15 protein-coding genes and 2 tRNA genes are annotated in these 20346 nt (G+C 71.1%); 9 read left to right on the forward strand and 8 right to left on the reverse strand.

Annotated elements, in window-relative coordinates; translation table 11 throughout:
- The first annotated feature begins 35 nt into the window (after positions 1–35).
- A complete protein-coding gene (gene murA / locus SMD20_RS29220; RefSeq protein WP_329587341.1) occupies positions 36–1301 on the forward strand; it encodes a UDP-N-acetylglucosamine 1-carboxyvinyltransferase in 1266 nt (421 codons plus the stop codon).
- A gap of 201 nt (positions 1302–1502) precedes the next feature.
- Complete coding sequence (locus SMD20_RS29225) at positions 1503–2792, forward strand: GTP cyclohydrolase IIa (protein ID WP_329592708.1); 1290 nt, start codon at positions 1503–1505, stop codon at positions 2790–2792.
- A 265-nt stretch (positions 2793–3057) separates the two neighbouring features.
- Here SMD20_RS29225 and SMD20_RS29230 read toward each other — a convergent pair whose 3' ends face one another.
- Positions 3058–3495 (reverse strand): rhodanese-like domain-containing protein, encoded by a 438-nt coding sequence (locus SMD20_RS29230; RefSeq protein WP_329587343.1) that lies wholly within the window; start codon positions 3493–3495, stop codon positions 3058–3060.
- Positions 3496–3778: 283 nt separating this feature from the next.
- Between SMD20_RS29230 and SMD20_RS29235 the strand changes: the two genes are divergently transcribed.
- The 4 genes from SMD20_RS29235 (at position 3779) to SMD20_RS29250 (ending at position 6420) form a co-directional block, all read left to right on the forward strand.
- Positions 3779–4735 carry an EamA family transporter gene (locus SMD20_RS29235; protein WP_329587346.1) on the forward strand — a complete coding sequence of 319 codons (957 nt, stop codon included), beginning with the start codon at positions 3779–3781 and terminating at the stop codon, positions 4733–4735.
- Between the two features lie 78 nt (positions 4736–4813).
- Positions 4814–6226, forward strand: a complete 1413-nt coding sequence (locus SMD20_RS29240; protein WP_329587349.1) for a hypothetical protein — start codon at positions 4814–4816, stop codon at positions 6224–6226.
- A 44-nt stretch (positions 6227–6270) separates the two neighbouring features.
- A tRNA-Lys gene (locus SMD20_RS29245) sits at positions 6271–6341 on the forward strand.
- A gap of 6 nt (positions 6342–6347) precedes the next feature.
- A tRNA-Gln gene (locus tag SMD20_RS29250) sits at positions 6348–6420 on the forward strand.
- 4 nt (positions 6421–6424) lie between these two features.
- Here the strand turns inward: SMD20_RS29250 and hisC are convergent.
- The 6 genes from hisC to SMD20_RS29280 all read right to left on the reverse strand — a co-directional run bounded on the left by hisC (position 6425) and on the right by SMD20_RS29280 (position 14228).
- Positions 6425–7498 (reverse strand): histidinol-phosphate transaminase, encoded by a 1074-nt coding sequence (gene hisC / locus SMD20_RS29255; protein ID WP_329587351.1) that lies wholly within the window; start codon positions 7496–7498, stop codon positions 6425–6427.
- 9 nt (positions 7499–7507) lie between these two features.
- A complete protein-coding gene (locus SMD20_RS29260; protein WP_329587354.1) occupies positions 7508–8188 on the reverse strand; it encodes an NUDIX hydrolase in 681 nt (226 codons plus the stop codon).
- Positions 8189–8233: 45 nt separating this feature from the next.
- Positions 8234–10036, reverse strand: coding sequence for a DUF4434 domain-containing protein (locus SMD20_RS29265; protein ID WP_329587356.1), 1803 nt, complete (start codon positions 10034–10036; stop codon positions 8234–8236).
- A 20-nt stretch (positions 10037–10056) separates the two neighbouring features.
- Positions 10057–11145: a glycosyltransferase gene (locus tag SMD20_RS29270; protein ID WP_329587359.1), complete on the reverse strand. Its 1089-nt coding sequence runs from the start codon at positions 11143–11145 to the stop codon at positions 10057–10059.
- 19 nt (positions 11146–11164) lie between these two features.
- Positions 11165–12412, reverse strand: a complete 1248-nt coding sequence (locus tag SMD20_RS29275) for a nucleotide sugar dehydrogenase (RefSeq protein ID WP_329587362.1) — start codon at positions 12410–12412, stop codon at positions 11165–11167.
- Between the two features lie 130 nt (positions 12413–12542).
- On the reverse strand, positions 12543–14228 hold the full coding sequence (locus tag SMD20_RS29280) for a glycosyltransferase family 4 protein (RefSeq protein ID WP_329587365.1): 1686 nt from the start codon (positions 14226–14228) through the stop codon (positions 12543–12545).
- A 55-nt stretch (positions 14229–14283) separates the two neighbouring features.
- Between SMD20_RS29280 and wecB the strand changes: the two genes are divergently transcribed.
- A complete protein-coding gene (gene wecB / locus SMD20_RS29285; RefSeq protein ID WP_329587368.1) occupies positions 14284–15414 on the forward strand; it encodes a non-hydrolyzing UDP-N-acetylglucosamine 2-epimerase in 1131 nt (376 codons plus the stop codon).
- A 55-nt stretch (positions 15415–15469) separates the two neighbouring features.
- The gene (locus tag SMD20_RS29290) at positions 15470–17506 is read left to right on the forward strand and encodes a glycosyltransferase family protein (RefSeq protein ID WP_329587371.1); all 2037 of its coding nucleotides are present in this window, start codon (positions 15470–15472) and stop codon (positions 17504–17506) included.
- On the opposite strand, the gene SMD20_RS29295 is transcribed toward SMD20_RS29290, so the two are convergent.
- Positions 17507–18199 (reverse strand): hypothetical protein, encoded by a 693-nt coding sequence (locus SMD20_RS29295; RefSeq protein ID WP_329587373.1) that lies wholly within the window; start codon positions 18197–18199, stop codon positions 17507–17509.
- 256 nt (positions 18200–18455) lie between these two features.
- On the opposite strand from SMD20_RS29295, the gene SMD20_RS29300 reads away from it, so the two are divergent.
- Positions 18456–20120, forward strand: coding sequence for an FAD-dependent oxidoreductase (locus tag SMD20_RS29300; RefSeq protein ID WP_329587376.1), 1665 nt, complete (start codon positions 18456–18458; stop codon positions 20118–20120).
- The last annotated feature ends 226 nt before the right edge of the window (positions 20121–20346 follow it).

Here is a 20346-nt window from a genome sequence, read left to right on the forward strand (position 1 = left end):
ACCCTTCCCCCGTTGATTTCAAGGAGCCGCACGAAATGGTCCGTTACCGCGTGCGCGGCGGCAACGCACTGCGTGGAACCGCGTTCATCCAGGGCGCGAAGAACGCCGTGCTACCCATGATCGGTGCGGCCCTGCTCGCCGCCACGGGGCGCACCGTCCTGCGCAACGTGCCGATCATCGAGGACGTCCGGCGCGCGGTCGAGCTGGCCGAGGCCGTGGGCGCCTACGTCGAGCTGCACGAGTCCGAGCGCACGCTGGTCATCGACGCCTCCCGGGTGAGCAGCCCCGTGCTGCCCGCCGAGATCGCCCGGCGCTTCCGCGGCTCGGTGCTGTTCACCCCCGCGCTGCTGCACCGCCTCGGCGAGGCGATCGTCGAGGGGGTCGGCGGCTGCAACCTCGGCAGCCGCAACCTCGACTTCCACTACCTCGGTTACAAGCGCCTCGGCGCGATCGTGGACGAGGAGGAGACCGTCATCCACGTCAAGGCCAGCGGCCTGACCGGCGCGACGCTCTACCTCGACACCCCGTCCCACACCGGCACCGAGAACCTCATCATGGCCGCCTGCCTGGCCAAGGGCACGACCGTGATCGAGAACGCCGCGCTGGAGCCCGAGGTGCTCGACGTCATCGACATGCTCACCAAGATGGGCGCGCGCATCAGCGGCGGCGGCACCGGGTTCATCACCGTCGAGGGCGTGGAGGAGCTGCACGCGGTCGAGCACACCGTGATGCCCGACCGGCTCGACGCGGGCGTGTTCGCGATGGCCGCGGCGATCACCGGGGGCGAGCTCAACCTCGTCGGCACCGGCCTCGACCTCGGCGTCGTGCGCTACAAGCTGGAGCAGATGGGCGTCGAGTTCGCCCGCCAGGGCGCGGTGCTGCACGTGCGCTGCGAGGGCCCGCTGCGTCCGATCAACATCATCACCGACACCTATCCCGGTTTCGCCACCGACCTCCAGTCGCCCATGATGACGGTCGCGGCCCTGGCCGAGGGCACCAGCTACATCCACGAGCGCATCTTCGACGGCCGCTTCGCGCTGGCCGGCGAGCTCAACAAGATGGGCGCAAGCGTCGAGGTGCAGGGCAGCCGCGCGGTGGTGCGCGGGCGCACCCCACTGACCGGCGCCCAGGTGACCGCGCACGACCTGCGCTCCGGGATCGCGCTGGTGCTCGCCGGCCTCGCGGCCGAGGGCGAGACCGTCATCGACTCGGGTTACCTGATCGACCGCGGCCACGCGCATCTCGCCGCGCGAATGCGCGCGCTCGGCGCGGACATTACACGAGAGATTTCCGAACGCTAAAAAACGGCGGAAAAACCTCGTTGAGCTGCTAGGACATACTGTCGGGCGGTCAACCAGAACGGCTTTCCGGAAAAGTCGGGCGTGACATTACGGCCCCCGCGAGCGATCGTTCCAAAAGAGAGCACTGCAACGGACGGCAGGATGGGACGAACATTGGTCGAGAGGGCCGAAGAAACTCCCCGAGTGTCACGCCCGGGCGCCATGACCCCGGACCTCACCATCGGCGTGGTCGGACCCCACGACCTGGTCGAGCGGGTCATGCTGATGGGTCACGCCGCTGCACCGCTGCCGTGTCGCCTTGTCGCCGCCGCTTATCGCGACGAGCAGGAGGCGCCCGACAAGGTGACGCGGCTGGGTCCAGGTGTCGACGCGTGTCTGTTCGCCAGCCCGGTCCCCTATGACCTGGCCCGGCGTTCCGGCGTGTTGACGATGCCCGCGACCTACGTGCAACTGGGCGGAGCGGCATTGGTGGCGGCGCTGGCGAAGGCGGCGCTGGACACTCGGATCGACCCCCAGAGGGTCAGCATCGACGTGATAAGCCGGGCGGACGTCGAGGAGGCGTACACCGACCTCGGCATCCCGGCCACGGACGTGCACAGCCGCGACGAGCCGGGAGCCACCGGCACGATCGCGGCCTACCACGAACGCCTGGCCCGCCAGGGGGTCACCACGGGGGCGCTCACCTGCCTCCCCGCGGTGGCCGAACGCCTCAACGCGGCGGGGGTGCCGGCCATCAGGATCCGGCCCACCTCGGCGGCGGTACGCACCGCGCTGCACACCGCGGCGCTGCTCGGCGCGCACCACCGGCTGGAGGAGTCGCAGCTCACCGTGGTGCTGGTGGAGGTGCCGACGCTGCGCGAGCCCGTGCGCCGCGCCGCGCCCCGCTACTGGCGCGACGAGCTGCGGCTGTCGCTGCACCGGCTGCTGGTCCAGGAGGCGAACCGGATCAACGCCACCGTCTGGCCGATCGACGATCACAGCTATCTGGTCACCGCGACCAGGGGCTCGATCGCGGCGGCCACCGACGGGTTCCGGGTGTTGCCGTTCGCCGCCAGGATCCGCGACGAGCTGGGGCTGGCGGTCGAGGTGGGCGTGGGCATGGGGCGGACGACGCACGACGCGGAGTCGCACGCGCGGGCCGCGCTGGCCCGCACCCAGGCGGGCAAACAGGCACAGGGCTTCGCCGTGGACCGCGAGGGGCGGGCGCTCATCCCGGCCCCGCGGATGCCGCCGGCCGGGGCCACCGCGCTGAAGCCGAAGGGCGTGGAGGTGCTGGCCAGGCTGGCGGCGAAGCTGGAGGGCGGCGACACGGTGGTGGACGCGGAAGGAGCGGGCAAGATGCTGGGGGTCACCCCCCGGACGGCCCGGCGGTTGCTGCGCACGTTGGTTGACGAGGGACTCGCGTGGCCGCTACCGCCCAACCGCACCCCGCAGCCGGGCCGGCCCCGGCAGCTCTACCGGCTGATCGTGGAGAAGCTGGGCCCGAGGTGACCCGCTCCGGCGGGGTCGGTCCTGCACTGGGCAAGGGGTCGTGGTGACCGGCGTTTTGACCAGCGCTGTCACCTTTGCGCACCTGCGCATTGACACTTGCCCAGTTGTTGGTTGACCCGGCCGGATCCGGGTATGTTCTCGGACGCCCCCGATCGACACGATTCGGACGGGGGCGCCAACTTTTTCGGCCACCGGCCGCCAGAAGGCCGCTGCGCGGCGCTGTAGCGGCGCTGCGCAGCGCCGCCGGCTCCGCGCCGGGTTCCGGTCAGCAGCCGCAGGCGATGGCCTCCACCGGTGCCGTGAGCGCGTCGACCGGCCGGCGGGTGACGCCGGAGGCGGTCTCGACCGCGAAGCCCTCCCGCGCCCAATACTCGAAGCCGCCGATCATCTCCTTGACCTGATAGCCGAGACGGGCGAACTCCAGGGCGGCACGGGTCGCGCCGTTGCAGCCCGGCCCCCAGCAGTAAGTGACCACCTGGGCGTCCGGCGGCACGAGCCCCGCGGCCCGCGCGGCGATCTCGCGGGTGGGCAGGTGGACCGCGCCCGGCACGTGCCCCTGGTCCCAGCTCTCCCGGCTGCGGGAGTCCACGACCACGAGGCCGGGCAGGCCGGCGGCGAGGTCGGCCGCGACGTCGGAGACGTCGGTCTCGAACGCCAGGCGGGCGGCGAAGTGGGCGACGGCCTCAGTGTTGGCAGCCGGCATGTTGGCAGCCGGCATGTTGGCAGCCGGCATGTTGATAGCCGGCATGTTGACAGCAGGCATGTTGGCAGCCGGCATGTTGACAGCCGGCATGTTGACAGCAGGCATGTTGACAGCGGGCATGGGACTCCTCCCGGTACGGACTTCCGGACGCCGTGATCCTGGCAGCCGGTACAGGGACCCCGACAGTGGCACGAATGCCCACTATCGCTCATATTTCGCCACCCGTCCCAGAGTCCGATACCCGCGAGCGTTCTGTCACACCCGCCCGGTAAAGTCATGAGCCATGACTGGCAACGCTGCTGACACCCCCCGCCCGCTCATGGTCTGGGGCGCGTTGGCCATCGTCTACGTGGTGTGGGGCTCGACCTACCTCGGCATCAAGTTCGCCATCGAGACCATGCCCCCGATGCTCAGCGGCTCACTCCGGTTCGCCGTCGCCGCCCTCCTGCTCGGCGCCTTCCTGCTGGTCAGGAAGGGCACCGCGCCCTTCCGCATGTCGGGCCGCCAGCTCGGCGGGGCCGCGCTGGTCGGGCTGCTGCTGCTGACCGGCGGCAACGGCATGGTGGCCGTGGCCGAGCAGCACATCTCCACCGGCCTCGCCGCGCTGCTCGTCGCGTCGGTGCCGCTCTGGCTGGTGGTGTTCCGCATCGCGGCCCGTGACCGGCCCGCGCTGCTCACGCTGCTGGGCGTGCTGGTCGGCTTCGGCGGGGTCGCCGCGCTGTCGCTCAGCGGCGGCGGTGAGACGGCGAGCACCACCGGGATCGTGGTGATCCTGGTGGCCTCGCTGTCGTGGTCGATCGGGTCGTTCCTGTCGGCGCGCATCCCGATGCCGCCCAACGTGTGGGCGGCCAGCGCGGTCGAGATGGCGGCGGGCGGCCTCGGCCTGCTGGTGACCGGGCTGTCGTTCGGCGAGCGGCTCGACGTGGCGGCGGTCTCCGGGCGCTCGTGGGCGGGCCTCGTCTACCTGATTCTGGTGGGCTCGCTGGTGGGCTTCACCGCCTACACCTGGCTGCTCGGCAACGCGCCCATCTCGCTGGTGTCCACCTACGCCTACGTCAACCCGGCCGTCGCGGTCGTGCTCGGCGTGCTCGTGGTCAACGAGGTGGCCACGCCGCAGATGATCGCCGGCGGCGCGGTCATCCTGGTGGGCGTCGCCCTGGTGGTCTCCACCGAGCGACGCGCCAAGGTCAGGACAGCCCCCGCCGTCGAAGAGGTCCAGGCCCAGACGAGCAGGTCCTGAGTCGTACGAGGTGCCGGCGGCCGGCGATCGGGGATAAAAGGGTCGTTCGCCGCGACGGATCTGGCGATGATGGGCGCCATGAAGAACCGCGACCCTCAGCCGCGATCCCGCCACGAGATCCTGGCCGAGTTGCACAGCTCGCTGGACCGCCGCTACCGCCCGGAGGATGTCGCCGCCCTGGTGCTGCGGGCGCTGGAGGGAACGCTGACCGGGCGCCAGCGTGCGGTGCTGAAGCGCGCCGCCAAGCACTCCTCGCGGGACGCGGCGTCGTTCTCCTCGATGCCGAGCGACTACGCCCGTCCGGTGGGCGGGGCTCAGGTGGTGGCCGCGGCCGGCGGGCTGTTCGGGCAGCCGGCGGAGGTGGATCCGGACGATCCTGAGTCGCTGCTGGAGTTCGCCGCGAGCCTGGGCGGCTCGATCCGATGGACGCCCGGTCACACCGACTTCCTGGCCGACCGGCTCAATCGGCAGGCCCGCGACACGGCCGGGATGGACATCTCCAAGCGGCAGTACAACCGGCGGTTCCGGGTGCTGCGCAGGCTCACGGCCAAGGCCAGGACCTTGGCCGTCGAGCAGGACAAGCGGCGCCTGCTCATGGTCGGGGTCACCGGATTCGCGGCAGAGGTGCCGCTGGAGCGGTTCGTGGCGGACGCCGACGCCGCCTGCTTCGTGGCGTACTACACCGCGCGCCGCAAGCTGCGCAGAGAGTTCAGCCTGGCGGGGCGCGACAATCCGTTCGACGAGGTCGCTTCCGTGCTGCTGGACCGGTGCACCAGCCGGTCCGACTGGTGGATGATCGCCCAGGCGCGCACCAGCCCGGACGTTCTGGAGCGCCTGACCGAGCATGAGCGGGGCCTGCTGCTCGGCCGCTGGTCGTCGGTGCTGCGGCACAGCGCGGCCATGCTGCGCGAGCGCTGGCGGCCGGGCACCGACAGGGAGACGATGATCGTCCAGCGTGGGCACGACTCCACCACCTGGAACAACCTGGCCGCCGCCTACAACGCCGCCCGCGCGGGCTGGCTGGCCTGTCTGAGCGCGCTGAACGCCCTGGACCTGCTGGATCCGGCATGTCCCGGCAAGATGATGCGGCTGATGGCCGCCGACCTGGCCGCCTGGCACCATGCCGTCGGCGGCGCCGTCGATCCCAACACGAAGGTGTGGGCGGCGCTGCCGCCGCCGTGGGAGGTGCTCGACGGCACCGCGACCTGCACGCGCGCCGAGGTGGAGTCAGCCTGCCGCCGCGCCGGCCTCGATCCCGCCTCCTCCGGCTGGACGGCGCCCGCGCCGCCGGGGGCCACCGCGGTGTTCCGGCCCACGCCGGAGCTGGTCCACGGAGTGACCATCGGCGACCCGGTCTGGGCGACGTTGCTGCGCCGGGCCGGCGTGTTCAGCGGCAAGCAGGTCAAGCCGGAGCTCGCCGCCGACGCCGAGCACGGGCTGCGGTCCGGAGTCGTGCTCAGTGAGCTGCCGGTGAAGGACTTTCCCGGATAAAAGGGTGGCGGAGCCGGGCGGCATCACACAAACTGGTGGCCACCCCGCCGTAGTTCAGTGGTAGAACGCCTGGCTCTTAACCAGGTGGACGCCGGTTCGAGCCCGGTCGGCGGCGGCGAGACTCGTTGTAGCTCAGTGGTAGAGCGCCCGGCTCTGGGACCGGGTGGACGCCGGTTCGAGCCCGGCCGACGAGGCGGCTCAGGACTCGCCCGTCCGGTGGGCGAAGCTCGCGGCGGCGGCCAGGAAGGCGTCGTTGGCCTCGGGGTCGGCGATCGTCACCCGGCAGCCCTCCGGATGGAACGGCCGCACCGCGACACCCTCCGCCGCGCAGGCCGCGGCGAAGTCGGCCGTGCGCTCGCCGAGCCGCAGCCAGACGAAGTTGGCCTCGGAGTGCGGCACCGTCCAGCCCTGAGCCGCAAGCGCCTCGCTCACCCTGGTGCGCTCCTTGACCACCCGCTCGACCCGGTCGAGCAGCTCGTCCTCGGCCTTGAGCGAGGCCACGGCGGCGAGCTGGGCGAGGTGGTTGACGGCGAACGGCACGGTGGTCTTGCGCACCGCCGAGGCCACCGGCTCGTGGCCGATGAGATAGCCGACCCGCAGGCCCGCCAGCCCGTACGCCTTGGAGAACGTGCGCAGCACGCACACATTGGGCCGGTCGCGGTAGAGCTCGACGCCGTCGGGGACGTCCTCGTCGCGGACGTACTCGCGGTAGGCCTCGTCCAGGACCACCAGCACGTCCTCGGGCACCCGGTCGAGGAAGGCCGTCAGCTCGCGGCGGCGGATCGCGGTGCCGGTCGGGTTGTTGGGGTTGCAGACGAAGATCAGGCTCGTCCGGTCGGTCACGGCCTCGGCCATGGCGTCGAGGTCGTGGTCCTCGCCCGCGAGCGGCACGCGTACGGACGTCACCCCGGCGAGGTCCGCCAGCAGCGGATATGCCTCGAACGAACGCCAGGCGTAGACGACCTCCGCGCCGGGCTCGCCCACCGCCTCCAGGAGCTGCTGCGCCACCGTCACCGAGCCGGGCCCGGTGGCCACGTGCTCGGCGGGGACGCCGTAGCGCGCCGCGATCGCCTCGGTGAGCGCGACCGAGCCGGCGTCGGGATAGCGGTGGATCTGCCGTGCGCCCTCGGCGACCGCCTCCACGACGGACGGCAGCGGGTCGTAGGGCGACTCGTTGGAGGAGAGCTTGTAGGACCGCCCGTCGGGTGCGGCGACCGCCTTGCCCGGTTTGTACGGGGCCATGCTGTCCAGGATCTGGCGGAAACGAGGCATGTCCCTACCTTAGTTCCTGGAGGGCTCATCCTTCAGCGAGCGCAGCATCGGCGGATGCAGCAGCTCGGCCGGTCCGCGCCGGTAGAGCTTGGCCGGTCGGCCGCCGTCGCGGGTGGTGGTGCCGCCGGTCTCGACGAGGAAGCCCTCGGCCTTGGTGACCTTGCGGTGGAAGTTGCGCGGGTCGAGAGTGCGGCCCCAGACGATCTCGTAGACCCGCCGCAGGTCCGCCACCGTGAACTCCGGCGCGCAGAAGGCCGCGCCCAGCGAGGTGTACTCCAGCTTGGCGCGGGCCCGCTCGACGCCGTCGAGCATGATGCGGCGGTGGTCGAAGGCCATGACCGTGAGCGCGTCGACCGGCTGCCAGCTCATGTGGGCCTGCTCCGAGGCGGGCAGGTCGGGGGCGAGACCGAGGTAGGCGACGCTCAGCACGCGCTGGCGCGGGTCGCGGTCGGGGTAGCCGTAGGTCTGGAGCTGCTCCAGGTGCACCGGCGCGCCGGGCAGACCGGCCCGCTCGGCCAGGATGCGCCTGGCGGCGTCGGGAAGGTCCTCGTCGAGCTGGATGAAACCGCCCGACAACGACCAGCGCCGCAGGAACGGCGGGTTGTCGCGGCGCCACACCAGGGCGCTCAGCGCGTTGTTGCGCACGGTGAGCACCACCAGGTCGACGCTGACCGGCACGCTCGGGACCATGAACGGCACGTTACACGCACCGGCGAGCGGGCCGCGAACGCCGCGTCAGGTCGTGACCCGCACGTGCAGGGGCTCGGTGGAGGCCAGACCCGCCGCCCCCTTGACGGTGATGCGTACCCATTCGCCGGCCGGCACCTGGGTCCAGTCGAACGGCACCCATGCCGTCACCATGCCCTCGGGCAGCTCCTCCAGCGGGTTCTCGTCCAGCCAGCCGACCTCGGAGACGACCAGGTCGCGCACGCCGCCGGACCACTGGACGGAGACGGCGCCGTCCTTGAGGTTGTAGCCGCGCACCTCGACGCCGTCCTGGATGCCGCGCGAGGTCCTGATGGCGTCGACGGCGATCGGCCGCCGCCAGTCGGCGGTGATCTCCTTCTCCAGCGACGGCTCGCCGCAGGTCATGAAGTCGCTCCACATGTAGGAGACGACCTTCTGGACGTACCGGCCGGTCATGGTGACGGCCTGGTCCAGGCGTTTCTTGTCGGTCTTGCCGCGGGTGCCCTGCGGGGCGCACGCCTGCTCGCCCGACGGCTCGAACGCCTCCACGTTCGCCCACAGGTCCACCTGGTAGCCGGCCTGGAGCATCTCCTCGCGGGCCAGCGACATCTCCCGGTAGTAGTCGCGGGTGGAGCCGTGATAGGCGGTGCCGTACGTGGCCTCGCCGACCATCGGCCGCAGCCGCTCGTCCACCTCGGTGTCGCGCTCGTCCGGCCAGAACAGGCCGACCTTGCCGGTGCCGCGGCTGTCCTGCGGGGCGATGATGCCGACCCCGGTCTTGGCCAGCGCCTTGAACGCCTCGGCCACCTGCTTGGGCGTCTGGCCGAAGGCCTTCCGCTTGCGGGCGTCCATGTAGGGGCTGATGAGGATGGGCTTGCCGGGCAGCTCCTGCTCGACGATCGTGTGCTGGTCGGCGTAGACCTCCAGCGTCGGGTTCGAGGCCAGCGTGTCCGACATCTGCACCTCGAACGGCTGGTAGACGCCGCCGAGGGAGTCCCGGTCGGCGACGCGGGCGCCGTAGTCCTGGAGGATGCGCCGGGTGAGGGTGGTCAGCGTGCCGAGGTGCTTCTTGTTGGCCCTGATCGGGGTGTCGGGGTCGCGGGGCGCGAGCGGCAGCGCCGGGTAGACGCGCATGCCGAACTGGTCGCCGAGGTCGAGGAGCTGGGTCAGGCTGTCGTTCTGGGCGCCGGCGACGAGGATCAGGTCGTAGGAGGCGCCCTTGCGGGAGAAGTCGCAGGTGGAGTCGTCCGAGCCGTCGGGCTGGGTGATGATGCGGAAGTAGGTGCGCTTGCCGGCCCGCACCGCGTGCTCCACCTCGGGACAGCGGAACAGGTCGGGGCCGAACGACTCGTCGGTGCGGTAGACGTACGTGCGGCCGATGCGGTTGTCCGGATGGGCCTTCATCAGGTCGCGCTCGGCGGCCTCGTGGCAGCTCATGCCGTCCTCGCGGCAGCCCTTGTAGAGGGAGTCCGGGTCGCCGTCCCTGGTCAGGATCTCGCCGGTGGACGAGACCGTACGGAACTGCAGCCCGTAGCCGATCCTGATGATGGTGTCGCCGCCGACGTCGTGGATCTCCTTGAGCTGGGTGCGCCAGGTGCAGGGGTTCGACTTCGGGGTGATCCAGTAGCCGGTGACGGCGTAGGGGGCCTTCTCCCGGGTCTCGAACGTTCCACAGTCGTCGGTGAACTCGCTCACCTTGGGCGTGGGGGCCTCGGCGGACGGCGTCGGCTTGGCCGGGGTGGTCTTCACCACCGACGCGACCTTCTGCCTGGGACCGGGCTGGAGCACGATGACCACGGCGGCGACCGCGGCCAGGATCGCCACACCCAGGACGAGGAGGAGCCAGCGCACCTTCGACGACCCGCCGCCCGCTATGGCTTGACCCCCGCCCAGGCTTCGAGCTGGGCGACGAAGCGCTTGGCGGAATTGGGCCAGTGGTGGTTGGCGCGGGCCGCCGCGTAACCGCGCGCGCCCTGCGCCTTGCGCTCGCGTACGTCGTCGCGGAGCGTCAGCACGGCCTGGGCCACCGCCTTCGGGTCCTGCCAGGGCACGACCATGCCGCTGTCGTAGCGCTCGACGAGCTCCACGGCGCGCGGCGAGGGGGTCGTGATGACCGGGATGCCGTGCGCCATGTACTCGACGATCTTGGTGGGCATCGAGTGGCGGTAGTTGGGCTCGTCGTGCAGCAGCGACAGCCCGGCGAGCGCGCCGTCGAGCCGCTTCAGCGCCTCGTCGTTGGGCATGAAGTCGCGCCACTCCAGCAGGCCCTCGGTCACGGCCTGGTTGAGCACCGGACGGCTCTGCGGGTCGGCGTAGCCGATGAGCTCCACCGCCACCCGGTACGGCTGGAGCAGCTTGGCCACCTCGACCGCCTCCAGCACACCCCGGGCCCGCGACAGCCAGCCGAGGTAGACCACCCGGTCGTCACCCGGCGGGGTGACGGAGTCGGGCACCCAGGTCTCGTTGGGCACGATCGGGTGGGCGTCCTTGAACCGGCCCGCGTACGCGGTCTCGGCCAGCAGCAGGTGCAGGTGACGCTCGGCGGTGCCTTCGAGCAGCCGCGCCAGGAACCGCACCGGCGGGCGCAGCAGCGAGGGCAGCCAGGGCTTGAGCGAGAGCGTGGCCGGGGTGTCCTCGTGGACGTCCCACACCACCGGTGGCCGGTTGCGTACGCCCCACACCGCGAACAGCAGCTCGGGATCGTGGATCAGGACCAGGTCGACCTTGTCGCGCATGCGCTTGAACAACCGGCGGGCCGCCCAGACCGCCGCCACCCGCTTGCGCTGGGCGGCCCTGGGCAGGTCGACGCCGTTCACCCAGGGTCTCGGCACGACCCCGAAACCGGTGAAGGAGGCGGCATACGTGACCTCATGACCGGCATCCACGAGCGCGCGGATCTGCCGATGCAGGATCCTCGCGTCCTCGGGGTTATGCACCACCGTCATGACGAGCACGTGCACTGCGCGCAGCCCTCCGTCGCTACAGCCGCTCGACGCGTTCACCCTCGGCGAGCACGCCGCGGGTGTCGAGCACGAGCCTGGCCTTCGCCTCGACCATGTCGAGATCGAACGCGGCATGCTGCTGAAGCAGCAGCGTGACGTCCGCGTCGACCACGGCCTCGGCCAGATCCTCTTCACGCGGCACCGGGGTGCCGTCCACCGACCACTCCTTGACGTACGGGTCCGCGAACGAGAGGTCGGCGCCCAGTTCGAGCAGCGCGCGGGCCACCGGCAGTGCCGGGGTTTCCCTCTCGTCGGCGATATCCGGTTTGTAGGTGACGCCGAGCATAACGACTTTGGCGCCGTTCACGGGCTTCTTATGCCGGTTGAGCAATCGCTGGACGCGCGCCACCACGTACGACGGCATCCGCTCGTTGATCTCCTGCGCCAGCTCCACGAACCGGAACGGGTAGCCGAGCTTGCGCACCGTGTAGGACAGGTAGGACGGGTCGACGGGGATGCAGTGCCCGCCGACGCCCGGTCCAGGCAGGAACTTCTGGAAGCCGAACGGCTTGGTCGCCGCCGCCTCTATCGACTCCCACAGGTTGACGCCGAGCTCGTCGCAGAAGATCGCCATCTCGTTGACGAGGGCGATGTTGACGTGCCGGTAGGTGTTCTCCAGCAGCTTGGCCATCTCGGCCTCGCGGGTGCCGCTGACCGGCACGACCTGCTCGATGAAGCGGCCGTAGAACGCCACCGCGCGGTCCCGGCAGGTCGCGGTGTAGCCGCCGACGACCTTGGGGGTGTTGCGCAGGCCGAACTTGGGGTTGCCCGGGTCGATGCGCTCGGGCGAGAAGGCCAGGTGGAAGTCCTCGCCGGCGGTGAGTCCCGAGCCCTCCAGCAGGGGGCGGACCAGCTCGTCGGTGGTGCCGGGCCACGTGGTGGACTCCAGCACGACGAGGGTGCCCTTGGTGAGGTTGCGGGCGACGGCCTTGGAGGCGCCCTCGACGGCAGAGAGGTCCGGTCGGTGGTCCTCGTCCAGCGGCGTCGGGACGCAGATGACGATGGTGTTGCTCCGGGCCAGCACGCTCTCGTCGAGCGTGGCGGTGAAACCGTTGGCCAGCATGTGCTCGAGATCGGCGTCGGTCAGGTCATCGATGTAGGACTGTCCCGCGGTGAGGGCCTCGACCTTGCGGGGGTCGACGTCCACACCGACAACGCGCAGACCAGCGCCGACCGCCTCCTTGGCGAGCGGCATGCCGACGTAGCCCAGGCCGATGACAGCCAAGTCTATTTCTGTCACAGCTGTGCCTTTGGGAGCCGGATACAACACTTCATGGTGGCAAAGGTTATCTCAAGTCCACCTAGCTCACGCCTAATGCGACCGAAACCGTCACAACGTACAGCCAACACGAAGGTCAACTTTCGGTTAGCGACTGGTAAAGGGACCGGTAGGTCTCGGCAACGCGGCTCCAGGTCCGCTTGGCTGCCACCTCCGCGCGGCCGGCCTCGCCCATCTCGGCCCGCCTGGCGGGATCGTCCCGCAGCCCGGCGACGGCCTTCGCCAGCGCCTCGGGGTCGCCCGGCGGGACCAGCAGGCCGGCGCCGTCCGAGCCGACCAGCTCCGACAGGGCGGGCAGGTCGCTGAGCACCACCGGCTTGCCGAGCGCCATGGCCTCGACCGGCTTCAGCGGCGTCACCAGCCGGCAGACCCGCAGGTCCTCGCGCGGGCAGGCGAAGATGTCGATGGCGTCCTGGGCCTGCAGCGCCTCGTCGGGGCCGACCCGGCCGGGCAGGATCGCGTCCTTGAGGGCCAGCTCCTCGACCAGCGCCAGCAGGTTCTCCCGCTCGGCGCCGTCACCCACGATGAGCACCCGCACCGGCGTGCCCGCGTCGCGCAGCAGCGCGCCGGCCCGCAGCAGGGTGGCGAAGCCCTCGTAGGCCACGATGCTCGACACCGAGCCGACGACGATCTCGCCCGGCTCGATGCCGTGGGCGGCGCGGAAGGAGGCGCCGTCGTAGCGGGCGGTGAGCAGGGAGTCGTCCACGGCGTTGGGCGCGAGGTGGATGCGCTCCCTGGGCACGCCGCGCTCGACGATCTCGGTGGCCATGGTCTCGGCCAGCGTGACCACCGCGTCGGCCTCGCGCATCAGGAACGCCTCGCGCTCGCGCTGGAGCACGTGCCGCTCGCTGCCGACCCGGATCGGGTCGCGGGAGGCCCAGGTCTCCTCCAGGAAGCCGCGCACCTCGTAGACGAACGGCGTGCCCGTACGGTCGCGCACGGCGTGGGCCACCGAGCCGTTGCGGTGGTCGGTGGCGGCGTGCAGGACCTGCGGGCGGAGCTCGGTGACGAGCCTGGTGACCGAGTCGGCGCCCCTGACCATGCGGCCGCGCATCTCGAAGGGCACCTCGCCGTGCCCGTCCGGCAGGTGCCGGTAGTAGGGGATGCCGTCGATCTCCTCGTACGGCGGCGCGTCCGCGTGCCCCTGCATCATCGGCCAGCCCCAGCTCGTGACCACGTGCGGGTCGAGCCCTGCGGCCTTCTGGGAGGTGACGATGCGGTGGGTGCGCACGGTGTAGCCGGCCTGCGTGTACGGCAGCGCGTTGGTGACCAGGTGCAGGACCCGGCCCTTGACCCGCTCCAGGATGGCCACCTTGGGGCCGGGCGGGATCGGGTCGGGGCTGATGGCGGCCAGCTCACCGCGGTAGTAGGCGGCCCTGCGCTTGATGAACGGGTATTTCGTGTGGGCCTCCAGCACGGCGGCGGCCTCGCTGACCCGGCCGGCGTCCCAGTGCGCCTTGGCCTCGTTCCACGGGCCCTTGAGCACCCGCATGCCGAGCTTGCGGACCATGCGGCGGGCGCCGCGGGCCGCGGGCCAGGCCACGCTGCCCACGATGGGGCGCAGCCGGGGCGGGAGCGCGTCGGCGGCCGCCTGGGCCACGCGGACGGGGTCGGACTTGACCTTGGTCGCGACGACGCGGGAGACGATGATCGGGTGCTGGACGAAGCCCTTGAGAAGCCCGCCGACACCGGCGCGGGCGGACTTCGCGGAAACCCTGCCGGCGCTTTGGGAGGAGTCTTGACGACTGGCGTCGGATGCCACGCCGTGACCGTACCATAGGCAACGTTTTTTCCCTTCCGCTATGAAAGGCGAGGTCATGAGGGAGAACCCCCTGGTCCTCCACGTATTGGGAGCTCGTCCCAATTTCGTGAAAGCGGCCCCGGTGGTGCGGGCACTCGGCGAGCTCGGCGTGCGGCAGGGCATCATCCACACCGGTCAGCACTACGACGCCCTGATGTCCGACGTGTTCTTCGCCGACCTCGGACTGCCGGAGCCGGTGGCCAACCTCGGGGTCGGCTCGGGCAGCCACGCCAGGCAGACGGCGGCCCTGCTCGTCGGGCTGGAGGAGGTCGTCCAGGAGCACGAGCCCGACCTGGTCGTGGTCTACGGCGACGTCAACTCGACCCTCGCCGCCATCCTCGTCTGCGCCAAGCTCGGCGTGCGGACGGCGCACGTGGAGGCGGGGCTGCGCTCGTTCGACCGGGGCATGCCCGAGGAGGTCAACCGGGTCGTCACCGACGCCCTCGCCGACCTGCTCTTCGCCACCTCGCCCGAGGCGCTCGCGTACCTGGCCGGCGAGGGCGTGCCGGCCTCCAAGGTGCACCTGGTGGGCAACCCCATGATCGACAGCCTGTACGCGGCCCTGCCCGCGCTGGACCCGGCCCCCGTGGTCGCGCGGCTCGGCATACCGGATCGGTATGCCGTCGCGACCCTGCACCGCCCGGCCAACGTGGACACCCCCGAGGCCGCCAAGGAGCTGGTGGACGCGGTGCTGGAGGTCTCGCGGCAGGTCCCTGTCGTGGTGCCGGTGCACCCGCGCGGCAAGGCCCGGCTGGCCGAGGCCGGTCTCGTGGACGGCGGGACGGTCAGGGTCGTCGATCCGCTCGGCTATGTGGACTTCCTCTCACTCGTGCGCGGGGCCGCCCTGGTCGTCACCGACTCCGGCGGCGTGCAGGAGGAGACGACGATGCTGGGCGTCCCCTGCCTCACCCTGCGGCCCAACACCGAGCGGCCGATCACGATCACGCACGGCACGAACCGCCTGGTCACCCCCGCCCTGCTGCCCGCCGCTGCGGAGAAGGCGCTGGCCGACGGCGCCGCCACCCCGGCCGGCGAGCTGCCGGTGCTGTGGGACGGCAAGGCCGGGCCGCGCATCGCCACGGTGATCGCCTCCTGGCTCAAGGGCGACAACCTGGCACCGGCTTCCCAGGCAAAGCGCCCCGAATAACCACCATCGGCGGCGTAACATGGCAAATCTCCCCTGAGCGTTAGGCGTCATCACCATGGCCGAAACCCCTGAGCCCCCCTCGTTCCAGCGACTCGGTCCCGTCAACTGGCTGCCCGAGGAGCGCAAGGTCGTCGAGCGTCACGAGGCGGAGCTCAGGGAGCTGCGGCGACGCCTGGAGATCGCCGAGGCCAAGGCCGCGTACGCGGCGTGGAAGCTGGAGGCGACCCAGGCCAAGCGGACGTACAAGCTGGGCGAGGCCCTGGGCTCGAAGAGCCCGGGGAAGATCATGGACGCGGTCCGCTCGAAGGAGCGCGCGCCGAAGCCGCCGATGCCCGTCACCGAGGCCGTCGAGCTGGCGAACAACCGGCCTCCGCTGGTCGAGGTGCCGGCCGCGAAGTGGCCGGCCGGCCCGGTCAACCGGCCCGAACTCAAGGTCGCGGTGATCCTCGACGACTTCTCCCGCATGGCCTTCCGCTACGAGTGGGACCAGATCGAGTTCGGGCTCAAGGACTGGCCGGAGATCTTCGCCGACAAGCGGCCCGACCTGCTGTTCTGCGAGTCGGCCTGGCACGGCAACCAGGGCCGCTGGCGCTACCAGATGACCGGGACCAACGCGCCCAAGGAGCCGCTGCGCGAGCTGGTGGCATGGTGCAGGAGCGAGGGCATCCCGACGGTCTTCTGGAACAAGGAGGACCCGCCGAACTTCGACTTCTTCATCGACACGGCCAAGCTGTTCGACTACGTGTTCACGTGCGACGGCGACATGCTGCCGAAGTATCGGGAAATTTTGGGACACGACCGGGTTGATGTGCTGCAGTTCGCCGCCCAGCCGCGCGTCCACAACCCGATCCAGCAGAAGCAGGGCCGCCTCCACGACGTGGTCTTCGCCGGGATGTACTTCCGCGACAAGCACCCCGAGCGCCGCGAGCAGATGGAGGTCGTCCTCGACCCGGTGCGCGAGCTGGGCCTGCACATCTTCGCCCGCAACGGCGAGGTGGACGAGAAGTACGCCTGGCCGGAGAAGTACCGGCCGCACATCGTGGGCGAGCTGCCCTACGACCAGATGCTGGCCGCGTACCGGATGTACAAGGTCTTTCTCAACGTCAACTCCGTGCTCGACTCGCCGACCATGTGCGCGCGGCGGGTCTTCGAGCTCTCGGCGTGCGCGACCCCGGTCGTCACCGGCTGGTCACGGGCCATCGAGGAGACCTTCGGCGACCTCATCCCCGTCGCGCGCGAGCCGGTCGAGTCCTACAACCAGGTGCTGCACCTGATCAACAGCCCCGAGCTGCGCGCCAGGATGGGCCACCTCGCCATGCGCGAGGTCTTCGACAAGCACCTGTTCTCGCACCGCGTGGACCAGATCCTCCAGGACCTCGGCCACCACGTCGAGCCGCGCACCCGCACGATCTCGGTCGTGCTGCCCACCAACCGCGCCTCCCAGATCGAGCACGCCATCTCGTCGGTGGCCAAACAGCTCCACCGGCCGCTCCAGCTCGTCATGGTGCTGCACGGCCTCGACATCGACCCCGTCGTGGTGGCCGACAAGGCCCGCATGGCCGGGATCACCGACGTCGTGGTGCTGCCCGCCGCCGCCGAGCTGTCGCTCGGCGCGTGCATGAACCTCGGCATCTCGGCCGCCGAGGGCGAGCTCATCGCCAAGATGGACGACGACAACCTCTACGGCGAGCACTACCTGTCGGACCTGGTGCGGGCCTTCGACTACTCGGACGCCGAGCTGGTCGGCAAGGGCGCGCACTACGCCTACTTCGAGGGCTCCAACACCACGATGCTGCGGCTGCCCGGCCTGGAGCACCGCTACTCGTTCCTGGTGCAGGGCGGGACGTTCCTCGGCAAGGCGGACATGTTCCGCTCCTACCGGTTCGCCGACATCACCCGGGGGGAGGACACCGAGCTGGTGCGGCGGCTCAAGGAGGACTCCGTCAAGATCTACTCGGCGGACCGCTTCAACTTCGTCTACTGGCGCAGCGCCGACGCCTCGATGCACACCTGGCAGGCCGACCACATCAAGCTGACCCGCAACGCGCAGTTCTCCTTCGTCGGCCGGCCGGACGACCACGTGCTCATCTGATCACTGCTTGATCCTGGCGAGGTTCTGGTCGGCCAGCTTGGCCAGCTCGAAGAGGCCGTCCGGCTGCACCTGGCGGCCCACCACGAGCATGCTCATGATGACGTTGCCCCGCCGGATCATCACCGAGCCGATCTCGGCACTCTCCTTGGCGCCCGCGGCCGTGGTGAGATAGGCGCGCGACTGGTCGCCCTTGGCCGGCATGGAGAGCATGCGCGTCCTGTAGACGACCTTGGCGCCGTCGACGTCGGCGGTGTAGGAGGCGCACTTCGCCGGCAGCGGCGCGGGGAAGGCCGCCGAGGGCAGCGCGACCACGGCCTGGGTGATCGAGCCGCGCTCGGCGCCGAAGGCGATCACGGCGGCGGGGGCCTTGGCGACGTCGGGCCGCGCGGCGTCGAGCTGGGCCGCGCCGGCGCACTCCGGGCGCTCCAGCCGGGCCTGGCGGACCGCGGCGAGGCCCTGCTGGGTGGACTTGAGCGAGCCGAACGCGCCCAGTTCAGGACCGTACGAGATGTGCATCCCCTCGGGCACGGGCAGCAGCGCGGCCCGCAGCTTCGCGGCGTCGGCGGACGGCGACCCGGAACCCTGCGCCGGCTCGACGGCCGCGTTGGCGGCGGCGGGCGGGGCCTGCGCCTCCGACGAGCATGCGGCGACGGCCATCATGCTCAGGAACATGCCGGAAACGGCCTTAAGCATAAGTTCTCCAATTCCTTGGGCGGCATTCTCGTGAACGTTAGAGGAGTCGTAGGTTCGCCACCCCGGCAACGTCGCTATCTGCGGAATTCAGCGCTTTTGTCATCGCCGGCCGGACAACTATCCTCACCTGCGGCGACAGCCCTGCTGAGGATCAAGGAGCCAAACCGGCATTCGCCGTCATAGGCCGCGCAAAATGTTTCTCTGGGCGCTGCGCGTCCCCGCACCCGCCCGTTCCGGGGCTGCCGATGATCGCGCCATGACTCTGACGCCACGGGACCTCGGGATGAACCTGTCCATTTCCCGCCGCGACTTCTTCGACGGCATCGCGGTGGGCGCCCTGGGGAGCGTGGTCTCCGTGAGCCCGGCCGAGGCGGCGCCGTCGTCCCCGCCGTCGTCCCCGTCGTCGCCCTCGTACGGCTTCCGTGGGGGCGCCCCCGAGGCCCTCAGCGTGCCGCACGCGCTCAGGGACGGCCGCTTCTGGCAGTACGCGGGCCCGCCCGAGCCCACCGGCGAGAGCTACGACCTCGTCGTGGTCGGCGGCGGGCTCAGCGGCGTCAGCGCGGCCGGCGAGTGGCTGCGCCGCCGCCCGGACGCGAGCGTGCTGGTCATCGACAACCACGACGAGATCGGCGGGCAGGCGCGGCGGGTGATGTTCCACCGCCAGAGCGGTCGCGGCCGGACCGGAACCGGGCTGGTGGACGCGGTCATGTGCGACGAGGAGAGCTTCGGCGCCGACACGCTGGTACGGCTCACCGGCGACTGGGTCGCGCGGCTGCCGATCGCCGCCCGCGCCAGGGACGACCTGCGCAGGCTCCGCCACGACGCGCCCGACTGGTTCCCCGGGCTGCCCGCGGAGGCCAAGCAGGAGCGGCTGGCCGGGCTGACGTACTCGGCGTTCCTGCTGGAGACGTGCGGCGCGCACCCGGACGTGGAGCGCTTCTGCCGGAGCATGTCCTGCCCCGAGTGGGGCTACGACACCCGGGCGCTCGGCGCGATCGACGCCTGGGGCACCGGCTATCCGGGGTTCGGCGGCCTCGGGCTGGAGAAGGACAAGCCGTCGCGGTACAACTCGCCGACGGTCAGGAGGCAGTGGGGCGCCGGCGAGGTCCACCTCTTCCCCGAGGGGAACCAGGCGCTGGTGCGCACGATGGTCGAGCGCCTGCTGCCCGACCCCGGCTCCCCCGACCGGCCGGGCGACCGGGTGCGGTTCCGGCTGTCCAGCCCGGTCGTGTCGGTGCGCGACGGCGAGGGGGCGGCCGAGGTCGCCTACTTCGACGGGCACCGGGTCAGGAGCGTCGCGGCCGGGTCGGTCGTCCTGGCCTGCTGGAGCGCGGTGATCCCCTACCTGGTGCCGGAGCTGCCGGACGAGCAGCGCCGGGCGCTGGGCGAGGCGGTACGGGTGCCGCTGCTGCACGCGAGCGTACGGGTGCGCGACTGGGACGCCTGGCGGCGGGCCGGGGTGCGCCGGGTGCGGTGGACGGGGGCGTACTGGTCGCTCGCCGAGCTCGAGACGCCCCGGAGGGCGGGCGGGCCGGCCGAGGTGCACCTGCTGGCCACGCCGTGCCGGGCGGAGCTGGGGCCGAAGGCGGGGGCGGCGGCGGGCCGGCGGGAGCTCATCAGGACGCCGTACGAGGTGCTGGAGCGCACGATCCGCGAGCAGCTCGCCCGGTTGCTGGGCCCGGCGGGCTTCGATCCCGCGCGGGACGTCGAGGGCATCACGGTCAACCGCTGGGGCCACGGGAACGCCCCGGAGTACTGCCGGCCCTGGCACGCCTTCTACCCGGACGGGCCGTACCCGGCGGAGGCGGCCCGCCGCCGGTTCGGGCGGATCGCGATCGCGGGCTCGGACGCGGCCCCCGCCGCCCGCGCCGACGCCGCCGTGACCGCGGCCTTCCGCGCGGTGGAGGAGCTGACGGGGTGAGATCCTCGCTGGTCGAGCCGGAGATGGGCGGCGCCGGCCAGGGTCGTGGCCCGCCACTGACGGGGGATCTTGTCCCAATAATCACGGTAATGAACGTGTTCCTCCCACTGCGCCGGAAGCATAAACGGTGCTAGTCTCCTGTGCGATCTTCCGGAGGTGTATTTACACAAGGTGTGGAAATGCCCCCGACTCGAGGTTGGGACATGGGCTCGCGAAACCGGTCTAT

It is taken from the genome of Nonomuraea sp. LP-02 (assembly GCF_036289125.1).
GTDB lineage: Bacteria > Actinomycetota > Actinomycetes > Streptosporangiales > Streptosporangiaceae > Nonomuraea > Nonomuraea bangladeshensis.